The sequence below is a fragment of the Mycobacterium shigaense genome, assembly GCF_002356315.1.
Taxonomy (GTDB): Bacteria; Actinomycetota; Actinomycetes; order Mycobacteriales; family Mycobacteriaceae; genus Mycobacterium; species Mycobacterium shigaense.
Map to the genome: position 1 here is coordinate 3,161,941 of NZ_AP018164.1, position 17,497 is coordinate 3,179,437.

At 65.6% G+C, this 17,497-nt stretch carries 12 protein-coding genes; 9 read left to right on the top strand and 3 right to left on the bottom strand.

Translation table 11 applies throughout. The features are described from left to right. The first annotated feature begins 3 nt into the window (after positions 1-3). The 7 genes from MSG_RS14840 to MSG_RS14870 are packed head-to-tail and all read left to right on the top strand — an operon-like array spanning position 4 to position 7,228. On the top strand, positions 4-1,059 hold the full coding sequence (locus MSG_RS14840; protein WP_096444529.1) for an MCE family protein: 1,056 nt from the start codon (positions 4-6) through the stop codon (positions 1,057-1,059). A 58-nt stretch (positions 1,060-1,117) separates the two neighbouring features. Then, on the top strand, positions 1,118-2,107 hold the full coding sequence (locus tag MSG_RS14845) for an MCE family protein (RefSeq protein ID WP_181159247.1): 990 nt from the start codon (positions 1,118-1,120) through the stop codon (positions 2,105-2,107). Between the two features lie 29 nt (positions 2,108-2,136). Next, positions 2,137-3,228, top strand: coding sequence for an MCE family protein (locus MSG_RS14850; RefSeq protein ID WP_096444531.1), 1,092 nt, complete (start codon positions 2,137-2,139; stop codon positions 3,226-3,228). Next, a complete protein-coding gene (locus MSG_RS14855; RefSeq protein WP_096440763.1) occupies positions 3,225-4,484 on the top strand; it encodes an MlaD family protein in 1,260 nt (419 codons plus the stop codon). Before MSG_RS14850 ends, MSG_RS14855 begins: the two co-directional genes overlap by 4 nt. Continuing rightward, entirely contained in the window at positions 4,481-5,740 is a 1,260-nt protein-coding gene (locus MSG_RS14860) for an MlaD family protein (protein WP_096440765.1), read from the top strand. Before MSG_RS14855 ends, MSG_RS14860 begins: the two co-directional genes overlap by 4 nt. Positions 5,741-5,762: 22 nt before the next feature. Beyond that, entirely contained in the window at positions 5,763-6,464 is a 702-nt protein-coding gene (locus MSG_RS14865; protein WP_096440767.1) for a hypothetical protein, read from the top strand. Continuing rightward, positions 6,464-7,228 (top strand): mannan-binding family protein, encoded by a 765-nt coding sequence (locus MSG_RS14870; RefSeq protein ID WP_162899229.1) that lies wholly within the window; start codon positions 6,464-6,466, stop codon positions 7,226-7,228. The genes MSG_RS14865 and MSG_RS14870 overlap by 1 nt, the downstream gene beginning before the upstream one ends. A 16-nt stretch (positions 7,229-7,244) precedes the next feature. Here the strand turns inward: MSG_RS14870 and MSG_RS14875 are convergent, their stop codons facing one another. After that, a complete protein-coding gene (locus MSG_RS14875) occupies positions 7,245-8,924 on the bottom strand; it encodes an amidohydrolase (RefSeq protein ID WP_096440771.1) in 1,680 nt (559 codons plus the stop codon). Between the two features lie 69 nt (positions 8,925-8,993). Further along, complete coding sequence (gene metH / locus MSG_RS14880; RefSeq protein ID WP_096440773.1) at positions 8,994-12,785, bottom strand: methionine synthase; 3,792 nt, start codon at positions 12,783-12,785, stop codon at positions 8,994-8,996. A 327-nt stretch (positions 12,786-13,112) separates the two neighbouring features. Here metH and MSG_RS14885 point away from each other — a divergent pair, with 327 nt between their 5' ends. Further along, entirely contained in the window at positions 13,113-13,988 is an 876-nt protein-coding gene (locus MSG_RS14885; RefSeq protein WP_162899230.1) for a PAC2 family protein, read from the top strand. A gap of 111 nt (positions 13,989-14,099) precedes the next feature. After that, the gene (locus MSG_RS14890) at positions 14,100-15,536 is read left to right on the top strand and encodes an amino acid permease (protein ID WP_096440775.1); all 1,437 of its coding nucleotides are present in this window, start codon (positions 14,100-14,102) and stop codon (positions 15,534-15,536) included. A 766-nt stretch (positions 15,537-16,302) separates the two neighbouring features. On the opposite strand, the gene MSG_RS14895 is transcribed toward MSG_RS14890, so the two are convergent. Then, a complete protein-coding gene (locus MSG_RS14895) occupies positions 16,303-17,157 on the bottom strand; it encodes a DUF4436 domain-containing protein (RefSeq protein WP_258173993.1) in 855 nt (284 codons plus the stop codon). Positions 17,158-17,497 lie beyond the last annotated feature (340 nt).

Below are 17,497 nucleotides of genomic sequence, written 5' to 3' on the forward strand. Positions count from 1 at the left end.
CAGATGAGATTCCGCGGACCACTGATCGGCCTCACCCTGTTCATGGTCGCCGCCGTGACGGTCACCTGGTTGGTGTATGCGAGCCTGCGCCGCGACGTCGCCGGTGACACGGCCGGCTATTCTGCGTTGTTCACCGACGTCTACGGGCTGCGCGAAGGCGACGATGTCCGGATGGCCGGGGTGCGGGTGGGCCGGGTGGAAAAGGTCGAACTCGACGGGACAGTGGCCCGGGTCGCCTTCGTGTTGCAGACCGACCAGCACCTGTACGGAAACACCGTCGCGTCCGTGACCTACCAAAACATCGTCGGGCAGCGATACCTCGGGCTGTCGCCGGGTAAGGAGGGCGCGCAGAGTCTGTTGCCGCCCGGCAGCGTCATCCCGTTGGAGCGCACCGAACCGTCGTTCGACGTCACCGCCCTACTCAACGGCTACGAACCGTTGTTCAGCCTGCTGAACCCGAGAGACGCGGACAACCTCACCAAGGGCATCATCGCCTCGCTGCAGGGTGACACGTCGTCGCTGACCACGCTGATCAGCCAGACATCCACGCTCACTGAGACATTCGCCGGACGGGACCAGGCACTCGGCGACGTGATCACCAACCTCAACAACGTGGTCGGCATCCTCGCCCGGCAGAACGACAATTTCGACGGGGTCATCACCCAGACCCGCGACGTCGTAGCGCAGCTGGACCGGCGGCGCCCGGAACTCGTCGCCGCGGCGGGTTCCCTGTCGCGGGTGCTGGGCCGACTTTCGACCTCGGCCAGCGACGTCTATCCGGCGCTGCGCGAACTCGTCGATCGCAAGCCCGGCGTGGCCCGGCACCTGATGGACGTCGAACCGCAGGTCGCGTTCTTCGGCGACAACATCCCGCTGTTGCTGAAAGGACTTGCCCGGGTGGGCAATCAGGGCGCCTACGGCAACGCCTACGTCTGCGACGTGAACTTCATGGGATTCTTCCCTGGCCTCAACGACGTGGTGCCGATCATCGTCGCCGCCGCCACGCCGGGAAACAAGACGTGGCACAGCCCCCGATGCAGGAGCACCGCCGGTGGCTGATAACTCGTTCCGGCGTCGACTCTCGTGGTTCAAACACCGCCCGCTGGAGAGCTACAACATGACGTGGCTCGGGTTCATCGCGGTCGCGGTGGTCGCGGTGGTGATCGGAGCCATGCTGGCGGTGCATGCGCTCGGTGCCGGGTACCGGCACTACACCGCGGAGTTTCTGCAGGCGGCCTCGCTGCGGCCCGGCAATCCGATCGTGGTCGCGGGAATTCCCGTCGGCAACGTGACGAGCATGGAACTCGACGGCGATCACGTCGAGGCGGGCCTGAAGATCCGTGACGATATCGCGCTGGGCAAGGACTCTCGTGCCCAGATCCGGGTCGCCACCATCCTGGGCTCGCGCTATCTCGCGCTGCAGCCCAGCGGCTTAGGCACCCTGCCTCGCAACACCTTTGACCTGTCCCACACCGAGGTGCCCTACGATCTGCAGGCCGCGCTGCAGGATGCCACCACGACCTTCGAGCAGGTCGACTCCGACCGGTTCGCGCAATCGCTGGCGGTGCTCGGCAAGCAACTCGAGGGCCTGCCCGCAGTGGTGCCGCAGGCCATCACGAACATTCACTCGCTGTCGTCGATCATCGCGGTGCGCCGCGACCAACTTGGCCAGCTGCTGCGCGGCACCGAACAGGTGACCAACACCCTGCGGCGCCAGCAGGCCGGCATCGGCAAACTGATCAATCAGGGCCAGGACCTGCTGGGCCAATTCGTCTCGCGCCGAGCCGTTTTCCACGCCATGATGCAATCCCTGACGAACTTGGTGAACACCATGAGCCAGCTCGTGGTCAACGACCGGTCCGGCCTGCAATCGCTCATCGCGGACATGCGCGACTTCACCGGCATGATGGCAAAGCACGACGACCTGCTGAGCAACATGTTGCAGATCAGCCCGATCTTCTTCCGGGAGGCGGCTAACCTCACCGGCGAGGGCAACGCCATCAACTTCAACGCGAACAACGTCCCGCTCATCGACTCGTGGATGTGCGCGATCAGCGGGCGCGCCGAGCAGTTCGGCATGAGCCAGTACTTCAAGGACTGCAAGTGATCGGGGCCGGCCTGCTGAGGTCCAAGGCGATGGCCGTCGGCGCCGCCGTGGTGGTGCTGGCCGCCGCGGTCGGCGTCGGGTGGTGGTCCCTGGGTTCCGACGATGACACGATTTCCGTGACGGCCCAATTCGACAGCGCCTCGGGCCTTTACGAGGGCAACGTGGTGGCGGTGCTGGGAATGCCGGTCGGCAAGATCACCAGGATCAACGCCAGGGGCCCCTACGTCGAGGTCGAGTTCACCGTCGACCGCCGCGTCAAGGTTCCCGCGGCCGTGCAAGCCGTCACCGTGTCGACCTCGATCCTGACCGATCGGCAGATCGAGCTCACGCCGCCGTACCGCGGCGGCCCGGTGCTGGAGAATCACGACACCATCGGCCTGACCCGCACCAAGACCCCGGTCGAATTCAGCCGCGTGCTCAGCGTTCTAGATCGCGTCACCAAGTCGCTCGAGGGAGACGGCCACGGTGGCGGCCCGATTGCCGACGTGATCAACAACGGCAGCAAGGTCGTCGACGGCAACGGCGGGCAGATCAAGTCCGCGCTCGACGCATTGTCCAGGGCGCTGCGCCTGTCCAGCGACGGAGGTGCTGCGACCCGCGAACAGATCACCGCGATCATCAAGAACATCAGCGCGCTGTTCGACGCGGCGGCCGCCAACGACGCCAAGCTGCGCGAATTCGCCTCCACCATCCATCAGGTCAGCCAGATCATGGCCGAGGAGGACATCGGCAGCGGCGACACCGGGAAGCGGTTCGACCAACTGGTCCAGCGGGCCGGCGACCTGCTCGACGCCAACCGCGACACCATCAAGCAGGCCCTGATCAACGGCAACGGCACGGCGAAGGCGGTGACCGATCACCGGCGCGACCTCGCCGAAATGCTCGATGTGGCGCCGATGCTGGCCGATAACGCCTACAACATGATCGACCGCGCCAACGGCGCCGTGCGGGCCCGCTTTCTCACCGACCGGTTGCTCTTCGACAGCCAATACACCAAAGAGATCTGCAACCTGATGGGCCTTCGGCAACTCGGCTGCAGCACCGGGACGATTCAGGATTTCGGCCCGGACTTCGGATTGACCTATGTGCTCGACGGCATGGCCGCGATGGGGCAGAAATGATCACCGCCCGCGGGCGACGCGCGCCGGCTGTCCTGGCCACGGTGCTGGCCACGGTGTTCCTCACCGCGGGTTGCGGCACGAACGGCCTTGCCAGCCTGCCGCTTCCGGCGCCCGGGCTCGGTGCGGGGGGGTACACCCTGACCGCGGTGTTCTCCAACGCACTCAACCTTCCGATGAACGCCAAGGTCAAGCTCGCCGGCGCCGACGTCGGGCAGGTCGAATCGATGACCGCCCGGAATTACACCGCGGTGACCACGCTGCGCATCCGCGACGGCGTGTTACTCCCACGGGGCAGCACTGCCGAATTGCGCACCGCCACACCACTCGGCGACGTCTTCGTCGCGCTCAAGCCACCCGCCGGCGATCTCGTGGAGATGCCGATACTGAAGAACGGCGACACCATCGGCCTGGATTCGACGGCCGCGGCCGCGACCGTCGAATCGGTGCTCAGCTCGGCGGCGATACTGGTGAACGGCGGAGCGGTGCGCAACTTCACCAACATCATCAACGGTTTCGGCAAGGCCACCGGTGACCAGGGCCAGGCCTTCGGCGACCTGATCCGCAAGTCCAACCAGCTGGTGGGAACCCTCGATGCCCGGTCCGGCCAGATGTCCGCCGCCCTGACCCAATTGTCGCTTCTGGCAGACCAACTCGACGCCAAGGACCACGCCATCACCGATCTGATGACGGCGGCCCGGCCCGCCACCTCCGCCCTGGCGGACAACACCGCCGAGCTTTCCGACCTCACGGTGCGGGCGGGCAACACCGCGCGGTTGCTGGCCAGGTTCCCGTCGATCGGCGGAACCGACACCAGCTGCCGCAGCCTGATTCGCGACCTCAACACGATCGCCGGGGCCGCCAACGACGTCGCGGTGAGCCCGGACACCAGCTTCTACGCGATCAACCGGTTGATCCCCCCGCTGGTCAAATCCACCGCAGGAAGCGCATTTTCGGTGCATGTCGGGGTTGACAAGCTGATCCTCGGATCCCTCCCCGACATCGGCTACCCGGGCGACATCGGGCTGCACGGACCGCATCACTACAACATGAATTTGCTCGTCGGCACGCTGAAGTACACGCTGTGGCGGTTGCAGGAACGGGTGGTGGGCCGCGGACCGAATTCGCCGCAGGTGTCAGTCATTCCGGACCCGAGAGTCCCGGGCCAGATCGATGTCGCGCCCGGGCCGCTACCGGGGCCGCCGTCGGCTCCCGGTGCCCCGCCGCCGGGCCCCCTGTCTCCGGGACCCCAGCCGTGATCCCCGCCGTCGCGGACGCCGCGACTGTGATGGTACGAGTGGTGCGGGCCGGCCACCGTCAGCAGGTCTGGCTGTCGGTTGCCGGGCTCGTGCTCACCCTGATCGTGGCGACCGCGTATCTGCTCATCGGTGCGCTGCGGGTGACCCCATTCGCGTCCTCCTACCGCGTCATCGTGCAGTTGCCGGAATCCGGTGGCCTCCTTCCCAATCAGGACGTCGCGCTGCGCGGCGTGCGAATCGGGCGCGTCGAGTCGCTGCAGATCACCGACACCGGTGTCAACGCCATCGCCAACATCGCCGCCAAAGTCAAAATCCCGGCCGACAGCCTCGTGCAAGTGTCGGCGCTGTCGCCCGCCGGCGAGCAGTACATCAACTTCGAAGCCCAATCCGATGCCGGGCCGTATCTGCACGACGGCAGCCTCATCGCCCTGGATCACGCAACCGTTCCGGTCAGCCTGGCGCGCTTGCTCAGCGACGCCGACGGCGTGCTGGCACAGGTCGATCCGCGCAAGATCGAGCTGATCAAAAAAGAACTCAGCATGAGCAAGGAGGGCCCAGCGAAACTGGCCGCCATCGTCGACGGCGGTACCTTCCTGCTATCGACGCTCGATGCGGTGCTCCCGCAGACCACCAGCATCATCAAGACCAGCCGCGTGGTGCTGAACCTGGCCAGCGACAAGAACGCCGGCCTGGCGGCCACCGCCACCGAGCTGCGGCACACGCTGTCCGGCGTGGCCCGCATGCAGGCCGGCTACCGGCGATTGACCGGACAGACACCGCGGACGCTGTCGGCCGTCGACAACCTGTTCTCCGACAACTCCGACACGATGGTGCAGCTGCTGGGCAGCATGGCCACCCTGTCGCAGCTGCTGTATCTGCGGGTGCCGGCGCTAAACGCGCTGTTCCCCGACTACCGGGGCTCGGTGCTGGACGCGGTGACGAGCGCCTTCCACGACAACGGCGTCTGGGCGATCGCCGACCTGTACCCCCGCTACTTGTGCGACTACGGGACGCCGGCGCACGCACCGTCGGCCGCGGACTACTACGAGCCGTTCATGTACACCTACTGCCGCGACGACGACCCCGCCGTCTCGATCCGGGGCGCCAAGAACGCGCCGCGACCGGGCGGCGACGACACCGCCGGCCCGCCGCCCGGAGCGGATCTGGGTCGCCGAACCGACCCAACACCGAAGGGCCGCTTCACCATTCCCACCCCCTACGGCGGACCGCCGCTGCCGATAGAACCGCCGCACTAGAGCCCGACACTTCCCGAAGGAGATGATGGTGGTCGCGACAATCAAAAAGGACCCGAAGGTGCAAGACAAGACGCCCGACACCACGGCTGACGAGACCCCGGCCGACGAGACCCGAGATGCCGACGCCCCCAGCGACGCGGACGCCGACGCCTCCCCCGACGACGACGAGGACGCGGCCGGCACCGGGCTGCTCGAACGCAAGCGCCCCGAGGCGGTGCGCAGCAAGCGGTCCTGGCGCAAGTACCTGCAGCGGCAGTACCTGCGGCGCGCCGTGCTGCCGCTGCTACTCGTTGCCTCCCTTTCGGTTTCCGGTCTGCTCGGCTGGAAACTGTGGCAAGAGCACGAGGTCGAGGCGGCCGGCCGGCAGGCCCAGCAGGCGGCCATCGCCTACGCGCAAGTGCTGACGAGCATCGACTCGAACAAGGTGGACGAGAACTTCCGGCAGGTGCTCGACGGCGCCACCGGCGAGTTCAAGGACATGTACACCCAATCCAGCGTGCAGCTGCGCCAGTTGCTGATCGACAACAAGGCCAGCGCACACGGGGTGGTCGTGGACTCTGCGATCCAGTCCGCCGCCACGAACAAGGTGGTGGTGCTGGTGTTCATCGACCAGACCGTCGCGAACTCGACGGCACCCGACCCACGCATCGACCGCAGCAGGATCAAGATGACGATGGAGAAGGTCGATGGCCGCTGGCGCGCCAGCAAGGTCCAGCTACTGTGATGTGGCGGCTCGTCGCTACGCTCGTATTAGCATGCGCCGCAACGATTTTCGATGACGGCAACGCACACGCATCGGCGCCGTCGTTGTGCGGCGAACTCGGCGGCAGCTGGGACGGGCAGTATTGCCACGCCTCGGTGACCTCCGAACGCAATGCCGTGCGGGACATCAAGGTCGCCGTCCCCGACGACCTCGTCGACAACCCGACCACGGGGCCGGCGATCCGCGACTACCTGCGCACGCTGGTCAACAACTGGACGACCGCCAACGCGCACATGGCGGCCGACAGCTACGGCGAGGAGAATTTCGAGATCTTCCGGCATGCCAATCTGCTCAGCGCGGTATTCCACGAGAGCTACCACGCCGACGGGCCCCAACCCAACAACGCCTATCGCACGTTTACGTTCGACATGGCCAGCGGGCGGCGCGTGCAGCTCGCCGACCTGACGACGTCGAACCCGCTGACCGCGATCCCGCCGGTGGCCGCCCCGTTCATCCAGACCGCGCTGGATCAGGCTCCGCCACAACATGATCCGGGCAGCTACCCGTTCCGACTCGACCGCTGGACTCCCGACAAGGTCTACTCGGGCGCATACAAGGCGTGGGCGCTGACACCCGACGAATTGATCCTGTATATGCCCGACTATCCCGTCGGGCACGACGAACCGATCGACTTCACACCCGGCGTCATGCAGTGGTACATGGACGGCGGCACCGTTCAGGCCCGCATCCCACTGTCGGCGCTGGCCTCCGTAATGCGAGCCTAGTAATACTTATTACCGCTCAGGCGGCCCGGTAGACCGTCCGGCCCTCTTTGAGCGTTTCAACGACGTTGATGTCCAGCAACGCATCCGTCTCGACGGCGAGGGGATTGGCATCGAGAATGACCAGATCGGCCAGCTTGCCCGGTTCGATCGTGCCCTTGAGATCCTCTTCGAAGATCTGCCAGGCCGCCTCGACCGTGAGCGATCGCAACGCCTGCCAGACATCGATCCGTTCGGCGGGACCGATCGGGGTGCCCTTCTTCGACGTCCTCACGATCGATGACCACATCACCCGCATCGGCTCCATCGGCGTCACCGAGAAGTCCGTGTGGTTGGAGCAATGCAGGCCCTTGGCGATCGCCGACGCCATCGGACTGAGGAAGCTCGCGCGTCGCGCACCGAGGTTGGCGAGGTGCTCGTCGCCCCAGTAGAACGTGTGCGCGGTGAAGAAGCTCGGGTCGACGCCGAGTTCGACGTAGGCGTCGAGCTGCTCGGGCCGCATGCATTGGGAGTGGATCACCACCGGGCGGTGGCCGTCCCCGGCGCGCGCGCCCGCACCGCGCAGGCCCTCGATGGCCAGATCGATGGCCGCATCGCCGTTGGCATGCATAAAGACCTGAATGCCCTTGCCATATATCTCGGCAATCGCCGCCTTGGCGACGTCGGGCGGAAGTGTGGGTGCGCCCCGCCAGTTCTGCTCACCGCCGGGTCCGGCGGTGAGCAGGGGCTCGGTCCAAAAGGCCGTCTTGCCCTGGGGAGAGCCGTCCAGCACAAGCTTGATGCCCTGAAGCTTCAGGTGCTCGCGGTAAGTCCCGAAGGCCGTGCGGGCATCCTCGGGCAGTTCCATCGGACCGCCCCGGAACTCAGGTGCCCACTGCTTGAGGATTTCGGGTATTTCGAAGATGAACGGCAGCGACACGATGTCGAGGTAGAGCAGGCCCTCGCCGGCGGCCTTGCGCAGGAATAGCAGGTCGGCGGCGTTCGTCGCGCCTTCCTGGCATGTTGTGACCCCGACCCGGGCGTAGATCTGCTGCGCGGCATCCAGGGTGTCGAGACGCTCCCGCTCGCTCGCCTTGGGCATGTTGGCGAATATAGGCAGGAAAGCCGTCTCCATGACCAGGCCGGCCGGCACATTCGTGCCGGTCTTGCGCAGGATCACCCCGCCGGCCGGGGTTTCGGTGTTCTCGTCGTAACCCACCTTGCGGAACGCCGCGGTGTTCAGCACCGCGCCGTGGTTGGAGCTGTGAATCAGCAGCACCGGGTTGTCGGGGAAAAAAGGGTCCAGATCGTCGACGGTGAGCTCGCGCTGCTCGGCCAGGTTCGAGCGGTCGTAGCCGTAACCGATGACCCAGTCGCCCGGGCTGAGCCCGAGCCTGCGCACATGCTCCTGCAAGACGGCGATCACGTCGGCCACCGTGCTGACCGGGCCGGCCGGGACACCCTGGACGTTAGCCCACTTGACCACCTGCGGGGCGTTCATGAAATGGCCGTGCGCGTCGATGAAGGACGGCATCAGTGTGTTGCCGGCGAGGTCGACGACGCGGGTCGCGTCGCTTCTGGTTGCCATCACGTCGGGTTCGGAACCGGCCGCCAGAATCCGACCGGACGCGACGGCGACTGCCTCGACCTGTCGACGGCCGTCGACCATCGTCACGATGGGCCCGTTCCGGTAGATCGTGTCCGCGCCGGTGCTGACCATCAACGTCCCTTCAGGTCCACTGTGTTGCGCAGCGGCGTGTCCCGGTACAGAGATTGGTTGCGCGCCACCTCAGTCCTCCGGGTTGTAGCCGAGGTTGGGGGCGAGCCAGCGCTCGGCTTCTGCCAGCGTCCAGCCCTTGCGCTTCGCGTAGTCGGCGACCTGGTCCTGGGCTATCCGACCGACCACGAAGTACTGCGACTGCGGGTGTGAGAAGTACCAGCCGCTGACGGCCGCACCGGGCCACATCGCCATCGACTCTGTCAGCTCGATGCCGGTCCGCTCCTTGACGTCCATCAACTTCCAGAGCGTCTCCTTCTCGGTGTGCTCCGGGCAGGCCGGGTAACCCGGGGCAGGGCGGATTCCCACGTACTTCTCGTCGATGAGCGCGTCGTTGTCCAACTGCTCGTCCGGCTGGAATCCCCAGAACTCCTTGCGGACCCGCTGGTGCATCCGCTCGGCGAACGCCTCTGCCAGCCGGTCGGCGATCGACTCCAGCAGGATCGCGCTGTAGTCGTCGACGGCCGCCTTGAACTCCGCGATCTTGTCCTGGCTGCCGAGCCCCGCGGTGACGGCGAAGGCGCCGATGTAGTCCGCCAGGCCGGTGTCCCTGGGCGCGATGAAGTCGCCCAGCGAACGGTTCGGGATGCCGTCCCGGTGCTCGCCCTGCTGGCGCAGGTTGTGCAGTGTGGTCAGCACCTCAGTGCGGGTGTCGTCGGTGTAGACCTCGATGTCCTCAAAGCCCGGGCCGACCGCGTTCGCCGGGAAGAACCCGATCACCCCGTTGGCGGTCAGCCACTTCTCCTTGATCAGGGTGTCGAGCATCTCCTGGGCGTCGTCGTACAGCTTGCGGGCGGCCTCGCCCGACGCCGGGTTGTTGAGGATGTCGGGGAACCGGCCCTTCATCTCCCAGGCGTTGAAGAACGGTTGCCAGTCGATGTACTCGCGCAACTCGGCCAGGTCGTAGTCGTGAAACTCCCGCACACCGACACCCTGGGCGGGCACCGGGGGCGTGTAGCCGTCCCACTCGACGGGCGTCCGGTTCGCGCGGGCCTTCTGAAGCGTCAGCATCGGCCGCTCGTTCTTCTGGGCATGCCGTTCGCGCAGCGACGCGTAGTCCTTCTCGGTGGCCTCTAGCAGGGCCGGACGCTGCTTGTCGTCCAGCAGCGCGGCGGCAACCGGCACCGAGCGGGACGCGTCCTTGACCCAGACCACCGGACCGGTGCGACGCGGCGACACCTTCACGGCCGTGTGGGCGCGCGAGGTGGTCGCCCCGCCGATCAGCAGCGGAATCTCCAGCCCCTCGCGTTCCATCTCGACGGCGAAGTTGACCATCTCGTCCAACGACGGGGTGATCAGCCCGGACAGCCCGATGATGTCGGCGTCGTGCTCCTTCGCCGCGGCCAGGATCTTGTCGGCGGGCACCATCACGCCGAGGTCGATCACTTCGAAGTTGTTGCACTGCAGGACAACCCCGACGATGTTCTTGCCGATGTCGTGGACGTCGCCTTTCACGGTCGCCATCACGATCGTGCCGTTGGTGTCCTTGGCGGCCTTTCCATTTTGACCGGCGGCGGACTCTTCCTTCTCCGCCTCGATGAACGGCAGCAGGTACGCGACGGCCTTCTTCATCACCCGGGCCGACTTCACCACCTGAGGCAGGAACATCTTGCCCGAGCCGAAGAGGTCACCGACGACGTTCATGCCGTCCATCAGCGGGCCCTCGATCACCTCGATCGGGCGACCACCCGCCGCGGCGATCTGGGCGCGCAACTCCTCGGTGTCCTCGTCGACGTGGCCGTCGATCCCCTTCACCAAGGCGTGCGTGATCCGTTCGCGAACCGGCAGGCTGCGCCACTCGGCAGCGGCCCTGTCGTCGGTCTTCTCGGACTTGTTGTACCGCTCGGCGATCTCCAGCAACCGCTCGGCGGCGTCCTCGCGGCGGTTCAGGACGACGTCCTCGATGCGGTCCCGCAACTCGGGATCGATCGAGTCGTAGGGCACCAGCGCACCGGCATTGACGATGCCCATGTCGAGGCCGGCCTTGATGGCGTGGAACAGGAACACCGAGTGAATCGCCTCGCGGACGGGGTTGTTGCCCCGGAACGAGAACGACACATTGGAGATACCGCCGGAGATGTGCACCCCGGGCAGGTTCTCCTTGATCCACGCGCAGGCCTCGATGAAGTCGATCCCGTAGGTCGCGTGCTCCTCGATACCAGTCGCCAGCGCGAAACAGTTCGGGTCGAAGATGATGTCCTCGGCCGGGAAGCCGACCTCTTCGGTCAGGATCCGGTAGGCGCGCCCGCAGATCTCCTTGCGGCGCTCCAGGTTGTCGGCCTGCCCCTGCTCGTCGAACGCCATCACGACGACGGCGGCGCCGTACTTACGGCACAGCCGGGCCTCGCGGATGAACTTCTCCTCGCCCTCCTTCATGGAGATCGAGTTGACGATCGGCTTGCCCTGCACGTTCTTCAGGCCGGCCTCGATGACCTCCCACTTGGAGGAGTCGATCATCACTGGGACGCGGCTGATGTCCGGCTCGGCCGCGATCAGCTTGGTGAACCGGTCCATCGCGGCGACGCCGTCGATCATGCCCTCGTCCATGTTGATGTCGATCACCTGCGCACCGACCTCGACCTGCTGCAGGGCGACCGACAGGGCGGTGTCGTAGTCCTGCGCCTTGATCAGGTTCCGGAACCTGGCGGAGCCGGTGATGTTGGTGCGCTCGCCGATGTTCACGAACAGGGAATCGTCGGTGATGTTGAGCGGCTCCAGGCCCGAGAGCCGAGTGGCCACCTCGATCTCCGGTAGCTCGCGCGGCGGTTTGCCCTCGACGACCTTGGCGATCTCGGCGATGTGCGGCGGCGCCGTCCCACAGCAACCACCGACCAGGTTGACCAGGCCGGCCTCGGCGAACTCGGCGATGTAGCCGGCCTGACGCTCCGGGTCCTCGTCGTACTCGCCAAAAGCGTTCGGCAGGCCGGCATTCGGGTAGCAGGACACGAACGTGTCCGCGATCCGCGACATCTCGGCGATGTAGGGCCGCATCTCGGGCGCGCCCAGGGCGCAGTTCAGGCCCACCGCGATCGGCTTGGCGTGCCGGATCGCGTTCCAGAACGCTTCGGTGACCTGACCCGACAGCGTCCGCCCGGACGCGTCGGTGATGGTGCCCGAGATGATCAACGGCCAACGGCGTCCGCGCTCCTCGAACAGGGTCTCGACGGCGAACACCGCGGCCTTGGCGTTGAGCGAGTCGAAGATCGTCTCGATGATGAGCAGGTCGGCACCGCCGTCGACCAGCCCATTGGCGGCCTCGAGGTAGGCGGTGACCAGCTGGTCGTACGAGACGTTACGGGCCCCGGGGTCGTTGACGTCCGGCGAGATCGACGCGGTCCGCGTGGTCGGCCCGATCGCGCCGGCGACATAACGAGGCTTCTCCGGGGTGCTGTACTCGTCGGCGGCCGCCCGCGCCAGGGCGGCACCGGCGTAGTTCAGTTCGTAGCTCAGGTCCGCCATGTCGTAGTCGGAGAGCGAAATCGCGTTCGCGTTGAACGTGTTGGTTTCCAGGATGTCGGCGCCCGCGTCGAGGTACTCGCGGTGGATCCCCTCGATGATCTGCGGCTGGGTCAGGTTAAGCAGGTCGTTGTTGCCCTGCAGAGCGGTCGGCCACTCCGTGAACCGATCGCCGCGGTAGCCGGCCTCGTCCGGCCGGTCGCGCTGGATCGCCGTGCCCATCGCGCCGTCGATCACCATGATCCGCTGGCGAAGCGCGACCGTCAGCTCGTCGGTGCAGTCGGGTCGGATGTTCGGCACGAAGGTGTCGGCTTCAGAGGTGTTCGACGCGATGGCGTTCACACGCACGTTCCTTCCATGACGGAAGGCGTCCTTGACTCTGCCGAGCGTGGCGGCTGCCGGAAGTGACCGGACAACCGTTGCAACGCCTCTCGACCGGAAAAGTCTACGTCGTCATCCGACGTCTGGACGCCCAGCTCGATCCGACCCGCTTGGTTCGCGGACCGCGTTGGCGATGTCTTTGGCGATGTCTTAATTACCCAAGTTAACCAATTTGCAGCCGAAGGTATTTCGCGGCGACCCTGCAAGCATAGGCGGGCTATGCAAAAGCCCCGGTCTTGACGGTTCATGCCTGCGACCACACAGCCGGTGGGTCCCAGGCCGTACCCTAATTCTGTGAACCCGCCCGAAGGCAGCCCGCTGCCCGAATTGCACAACACCGTCGTCGTGGCGGCGTTCGAGGGCTGGAATGACGCCGGCGACGCCGCTAGCGACGCGTTAGAGCACCTCGACGCCATCTGGGAAGCCGATCCGATCATCGAGATCGATGACGAGGCGTACTACGACTATCAGGTGAATCGCCCCGTCATCCGCCAGGTCGACGGAGTGACCCGCGAGCTGGTGTGGCCGGCGATGCGGATTTCGCACTGCCGGCCACCGGGCAGCGACCGCGATGTCGTGCTCATGCACGGGGTGGAGCCGAACATGCGCTGGCGCACCTTCTGCGCCGAGCTGGTGGCCATCGCCGACAAGCTCAACGTCGACACCGTCGTGATCCTGGGGGCGCTGCTGGCCGACACCCCGCACACCCGTCCGGTGCCGGTCTCGGGTGCGGCCTACTCCCCCGAATCCGCGAAGCGCTTCGGGCTGGAGGAAACCCGCTACGAGGGGCCGACCGGGATCGCCGGGGTGTTCCAGGACGCCTGCGTGGCCGCCGGAATCCCCGCGGTGACGTTCTGGGCGGCGGTTCCGCACTACGTGTCGCAGCCGCCGAACCCGAAGGCGACTGTGGCGCTGCTGCGCCGCGTCGAAGACGTCCTGGACATCGAGGTCCCGCTGGCCGACCTGCCGACGCAGGCCGAGGAGTGGGAACAGGCGGTCAGCGAGATGGCCGCCGAGGACGACGACCTCGCCGAATACGTGACGGCGCTGGAGCAGCGCGGCGACGCCGAGGTCGACGTGAACGAAGCCCTGGGCAAGATCGACGGGGACGCGCTGGCCGCCGAGTTCGAACGCTATCTGCGCCGCCGCCGCCCGGGCCGCGGCCGGTAGGTAGCAGCGCGCCCCTGTTGCCGTCGTCGGCCGACTGCGAAAAGATCCCTAGCAAACCAACCGGATCACCGCCACAGCGCGGGTTGGGCAAACGACGACGATTGGACCCGCATGGCCGCGCTGCCCGACAGCCCCGAATCCAGTCCGAGCGTCCCGGCCGCCGACCGCCTGAACGAGGACGCCGGGTATCACAAGGGACTCAAGCGCCGGCAACTTCAGATGATCGCGATCGGCGGCGCGATCGGCACGGGACTTTTCCTCGGCGCCAGCGGGCGACTCGCCAAGGCCGGCCCGGGTCTGTTCCTGGTGTATGCGGTGTGCGGCATCTTCGTGTTCCTGATGCTGCGGGCATTGGGCGAGCTGGTGCTGCACCGCCCGTCCTCTGGGTCGTTCGTGTCGTACGCCCGCGAGTTCTTCGGCGAGAAGGCCGCGTACGTCGTGGGCTGGATGTACTTCCTCAACTGGGCGATGACGTCGATCGTCGACACCACCGCGATCGCCACCTACCTACGCCACTGGACGGCATTCGGGGCGATCCCGCAATGGGTTCTCGCGCTGATCGCGTTGGTGGCGGTGCTGTCGATGAACCTGATCTCCGTCGAGTGGTTCGGCGAGCTCGAATTCTGGGCGGCGCTGATCAAGGTGTTCGCGCTCGTCGCATTTTTGATCGTGGGAATCTTATTCTTGGCCGGGCGATTTCACATCCAGGGGCACGCGACCGGGCCCGGCATCTGGGCCGAGCACGGCGGGCTGTTCCCCACCGGGGTACTACCACTGCTGGTGACGACCTCTGGCGTGGTATTCGCTTATGCCGCAGTCGAATTGGTGGGCATCGCGGCCGGCGAGACGGCCGAGCCGGAGAAGATCATGCCGCAGGCCATCAACTCCGTCATTGCCCGCGTCGCGGTGTTCTACGTCGGTTCCGTCGCCCTGCTGGGGCTGCTGTTGCCCTACACCGCCTTTCACGCCGGCGAGAGTCCGTTCGTCACCTTCTTCTCCAACATCGGCTTCCACGGCGCGGGGGACCTGATGAACATCGTGGTGCTCACCGCCGCGCTGTCGAGCCTGAACGCGGGCCTGTATTCGACGGGCCGCGTCATGCATTCGCTGGCGGTCAGCGGCAGCGGCCCCAAGTTCGCCAAGCGGATGACCAGCCGCGGGGTGCCCTTCGGCGGAATCGCGATGACGGCCGTCATCTGCCTTTTCGGCATCGCGCTCAACGCCTTCAATCCCGGCCAAGCCTTCGAAATCGTGCTGCACAGCGCCGCACTCGGCATCGTCGCGTCCTGGGCCATGATCGTGGCCTGCCAGCTCCGCTTTCATCAGCTGACCAACGCGGGAATCTTGCAGCGCCCGACATTCCGCATGCCGCTCAGCCCGTACAGCGGCTTTCTCACGCTGATCTTCCTGGTGGGCGTCGTAGTGCTGATGGCATTCGATCGACCCGTCGGCACCTGGTCCGTCGGTTCGCTGCTGGTGATCGTCCCGGCCCTGTTCATCGGGTGGTTCGTGGTGCGCAAGCGGGTGTCGGCCGCCGCGCAGTGGTGACTGCGGCCGGCGCCGGGGTGCCCGATACCCGCGGGTTCGTAACCGAACGCCCACCGGTGCGTCATCCAGCTGCGCGCGACAAGTTGTGCCGCATCGGGACGCTTCAACAACTTGGATGCCGTTGTAGCTCAATACAGTTGGGATTTGCCACAGAGCGGTGTCTGCGTCGGATGGCTCCGTCTCCAGGTCAGTAGCCCTCGACACGGCAGACGGCCACCTTCGAAACGTTGGCCGATCTCGATAGCGCAGACAACAGCCCCTCGAACCCTCGCCGCCCGCCTCATTGGCTGAGAACAATCTTGGCGGCGCTCTCGATCAGGTTGTTGGTGCTGTTGACGACCGGTCAAGTTTCGAACCGTCGTCAACGGCAGCCGAACTCGATATGGGAATCGTGTGTTCGTGGACTCGATGCGCCCGCGGACGGTTGACGGATCCACATGCCTACCAATGGGATTCGATCGAAAACGGCGGGCAGACCGGTGTGAACGCGACGGCCTGTGCATTGAACTGGTAGCCGCGAGGGCGCGGTGATAAAGGGAAGAAATGCCCCAGTATCTTCCACGTCCCGTCGATTCGTTGGGCGGGTACCCGCACCGCTCTGCCCAGATGATTGAAACAAACCCAGCCGCATCCGCGAACTCCAACCAAACCTTTGGGTCCACGCTTCTCAGATAAGGGTGAATTGGGAAGTTCCATACCGCAACAGTATCGGGGGAAGCCCCGGGACGTTAGTGACAATCATGTGTTGATTAGGCCACCAGTCGCTTTATTTGGGCGCGGACCGCCAGCTGGAGATAAAGAGCAGCATCGAGACCACCAGAACGACTATCACCATGAGGGTGACGGTGACGTCAATCCATGACCCTGCCGGCGGCGCGTCGGGCAACGAATTGCGTAGCGGCATCACCGCAAACAACATCGCCGCGTACCACGTGCACATCGCCGGCTGAAACGTGCGTCGATTTCGCTTGACCTGAATCGCGATGAACAGGCCGACCCCGGCCAGCGCGAGCAAAACAGCAACCAATACCGCGGCGAAGGCCTTCGTGCTGGCCGAGCGGTGCAACTGCACTCGGTATGGTGCGGGTGATCCGCTTTTGGCGACAGCAACAACCCGAATCTTCCACCCGGGAACGTGATCGACGAATGTCACCGAAGTCCGTTCCGGCACTTGCGAGGAGCCCCGATACAGATCGACGGTAATCGGCCCCGACTCATAGGTATCGAAGGGCCACCCGTCCACGTCGCCACTCACGGTGAGTGGGACAGGAAATACGCCCGGTTCCATGCCTTTTGTCCAGCTGCGCTTGATCGGCGTGGCGGTAGAGTGCACTGCGATACTGAGGTCCTCGGTGAGACCAGTTGCCGCATCAAGTAAGTGAGGGCCGGGGGACAGTGTCAAGTTCGCGTTGAGCACTTCTTTGACGGATTGCATCTCATTGAGGTCGATAGTCACGGTCGTCCCGTCAATTGCGGGCTCGCCCTCAGTCAGATGTTTTCCACAGCCACAGCCGATTTTACTCGCGAGGACGATGATGTACGCCCCTACAAAAAACGACACCAAACCGATGAGAGAGAACCGAGTGAAGCGATTCGTGAGACCCGTAGGCGGCAAGAGCACCTCCTCCTACCGGATGCGCTGGAATGCGTTTTCGTCGGAATTATAGAGCCCAACGCATCGGGATCCCCCGAGCAATGTCATGCCGAAGGCCAGGGCACCCGGACAACTCGCGTCAAACAGGTCGCGTTCGAGCCGCGAGCAAGAAGATGCGAAAACGCTCAAACGCCCACATCGATGTCGCCGCCGCAGCGCGACCGCGCCAACTTGCTTCACACCACAAACGTCGGTAGTTTCTGCCGTCCGCAGCCTTGTGTGGCAAACCTGTGGGAGCTAGGCGACGAACATCCCGCAGCTGACGCTCGCTACCGGACCCACACGCTGCGGCGACCGCCGCGCAGTG

Excerpts from the sequence above, each read along its gene's own strand:
- MSG_RS14840 (WP_096444529.1), top strand. The coding sequence starts at position 4 with ATGAGATTCCGCGGACCACTGATCGGCCTCACCCTGTTCATGGTCGCC.
- MSG_RS14845 (WP_181159247.1), top strand. The coding sequence starts at position 1,118 with ATGACGTGGCTCGGGTTCATCGCGGTCGCGGTGGTCGCGGTGGTGATC.
- MSG_RS14850 (WP_096444531.1), top strand. The coding sequence starts at position 2,137 with ATGGCCGTCGGCGCCGCCGTGGTGGTGCTGGCCGCCGCGGTCGGCGTC.
- MSG_RS14855 (WP_096440763.1), top strand. The coding sequence starts at position 3,225 with ATGATCACCGCCCGCGGGCGACGCGCGCCGGCTGTCCTGGCCACGGTG.
- MSG_RS14865 (WP_096440767.1), top strand. The coding sequence starts at position 5,763 with ATGATGGTGGTCGCGACAATCAAAAAGGACCCGAAGGTGCAAGACAAG.
- MSG_RS14870 (WP_162899229.1), top strand. The coding sequence starts at position 6,464 with ATGTGGCGGCTCGTCGCTACGCTCGTATTAGCATGCGCCGCAACGATT.
- MSG_RS14875 (WP_096440771.1), bottom strand. The coding sequence starts at position 8,924 with ATGGTCAGCACCGGCGCGGACACGATCTACCGGAACGGGCCCATCGTG.
- MSG_RS14890 (WP_096440775.1), top strand. The coding sequence starts at position 14,100 with ATGGCCGCGCTGCCCGACAGCCCCGAATCCAGTCCGAGCGTCCCGGCC.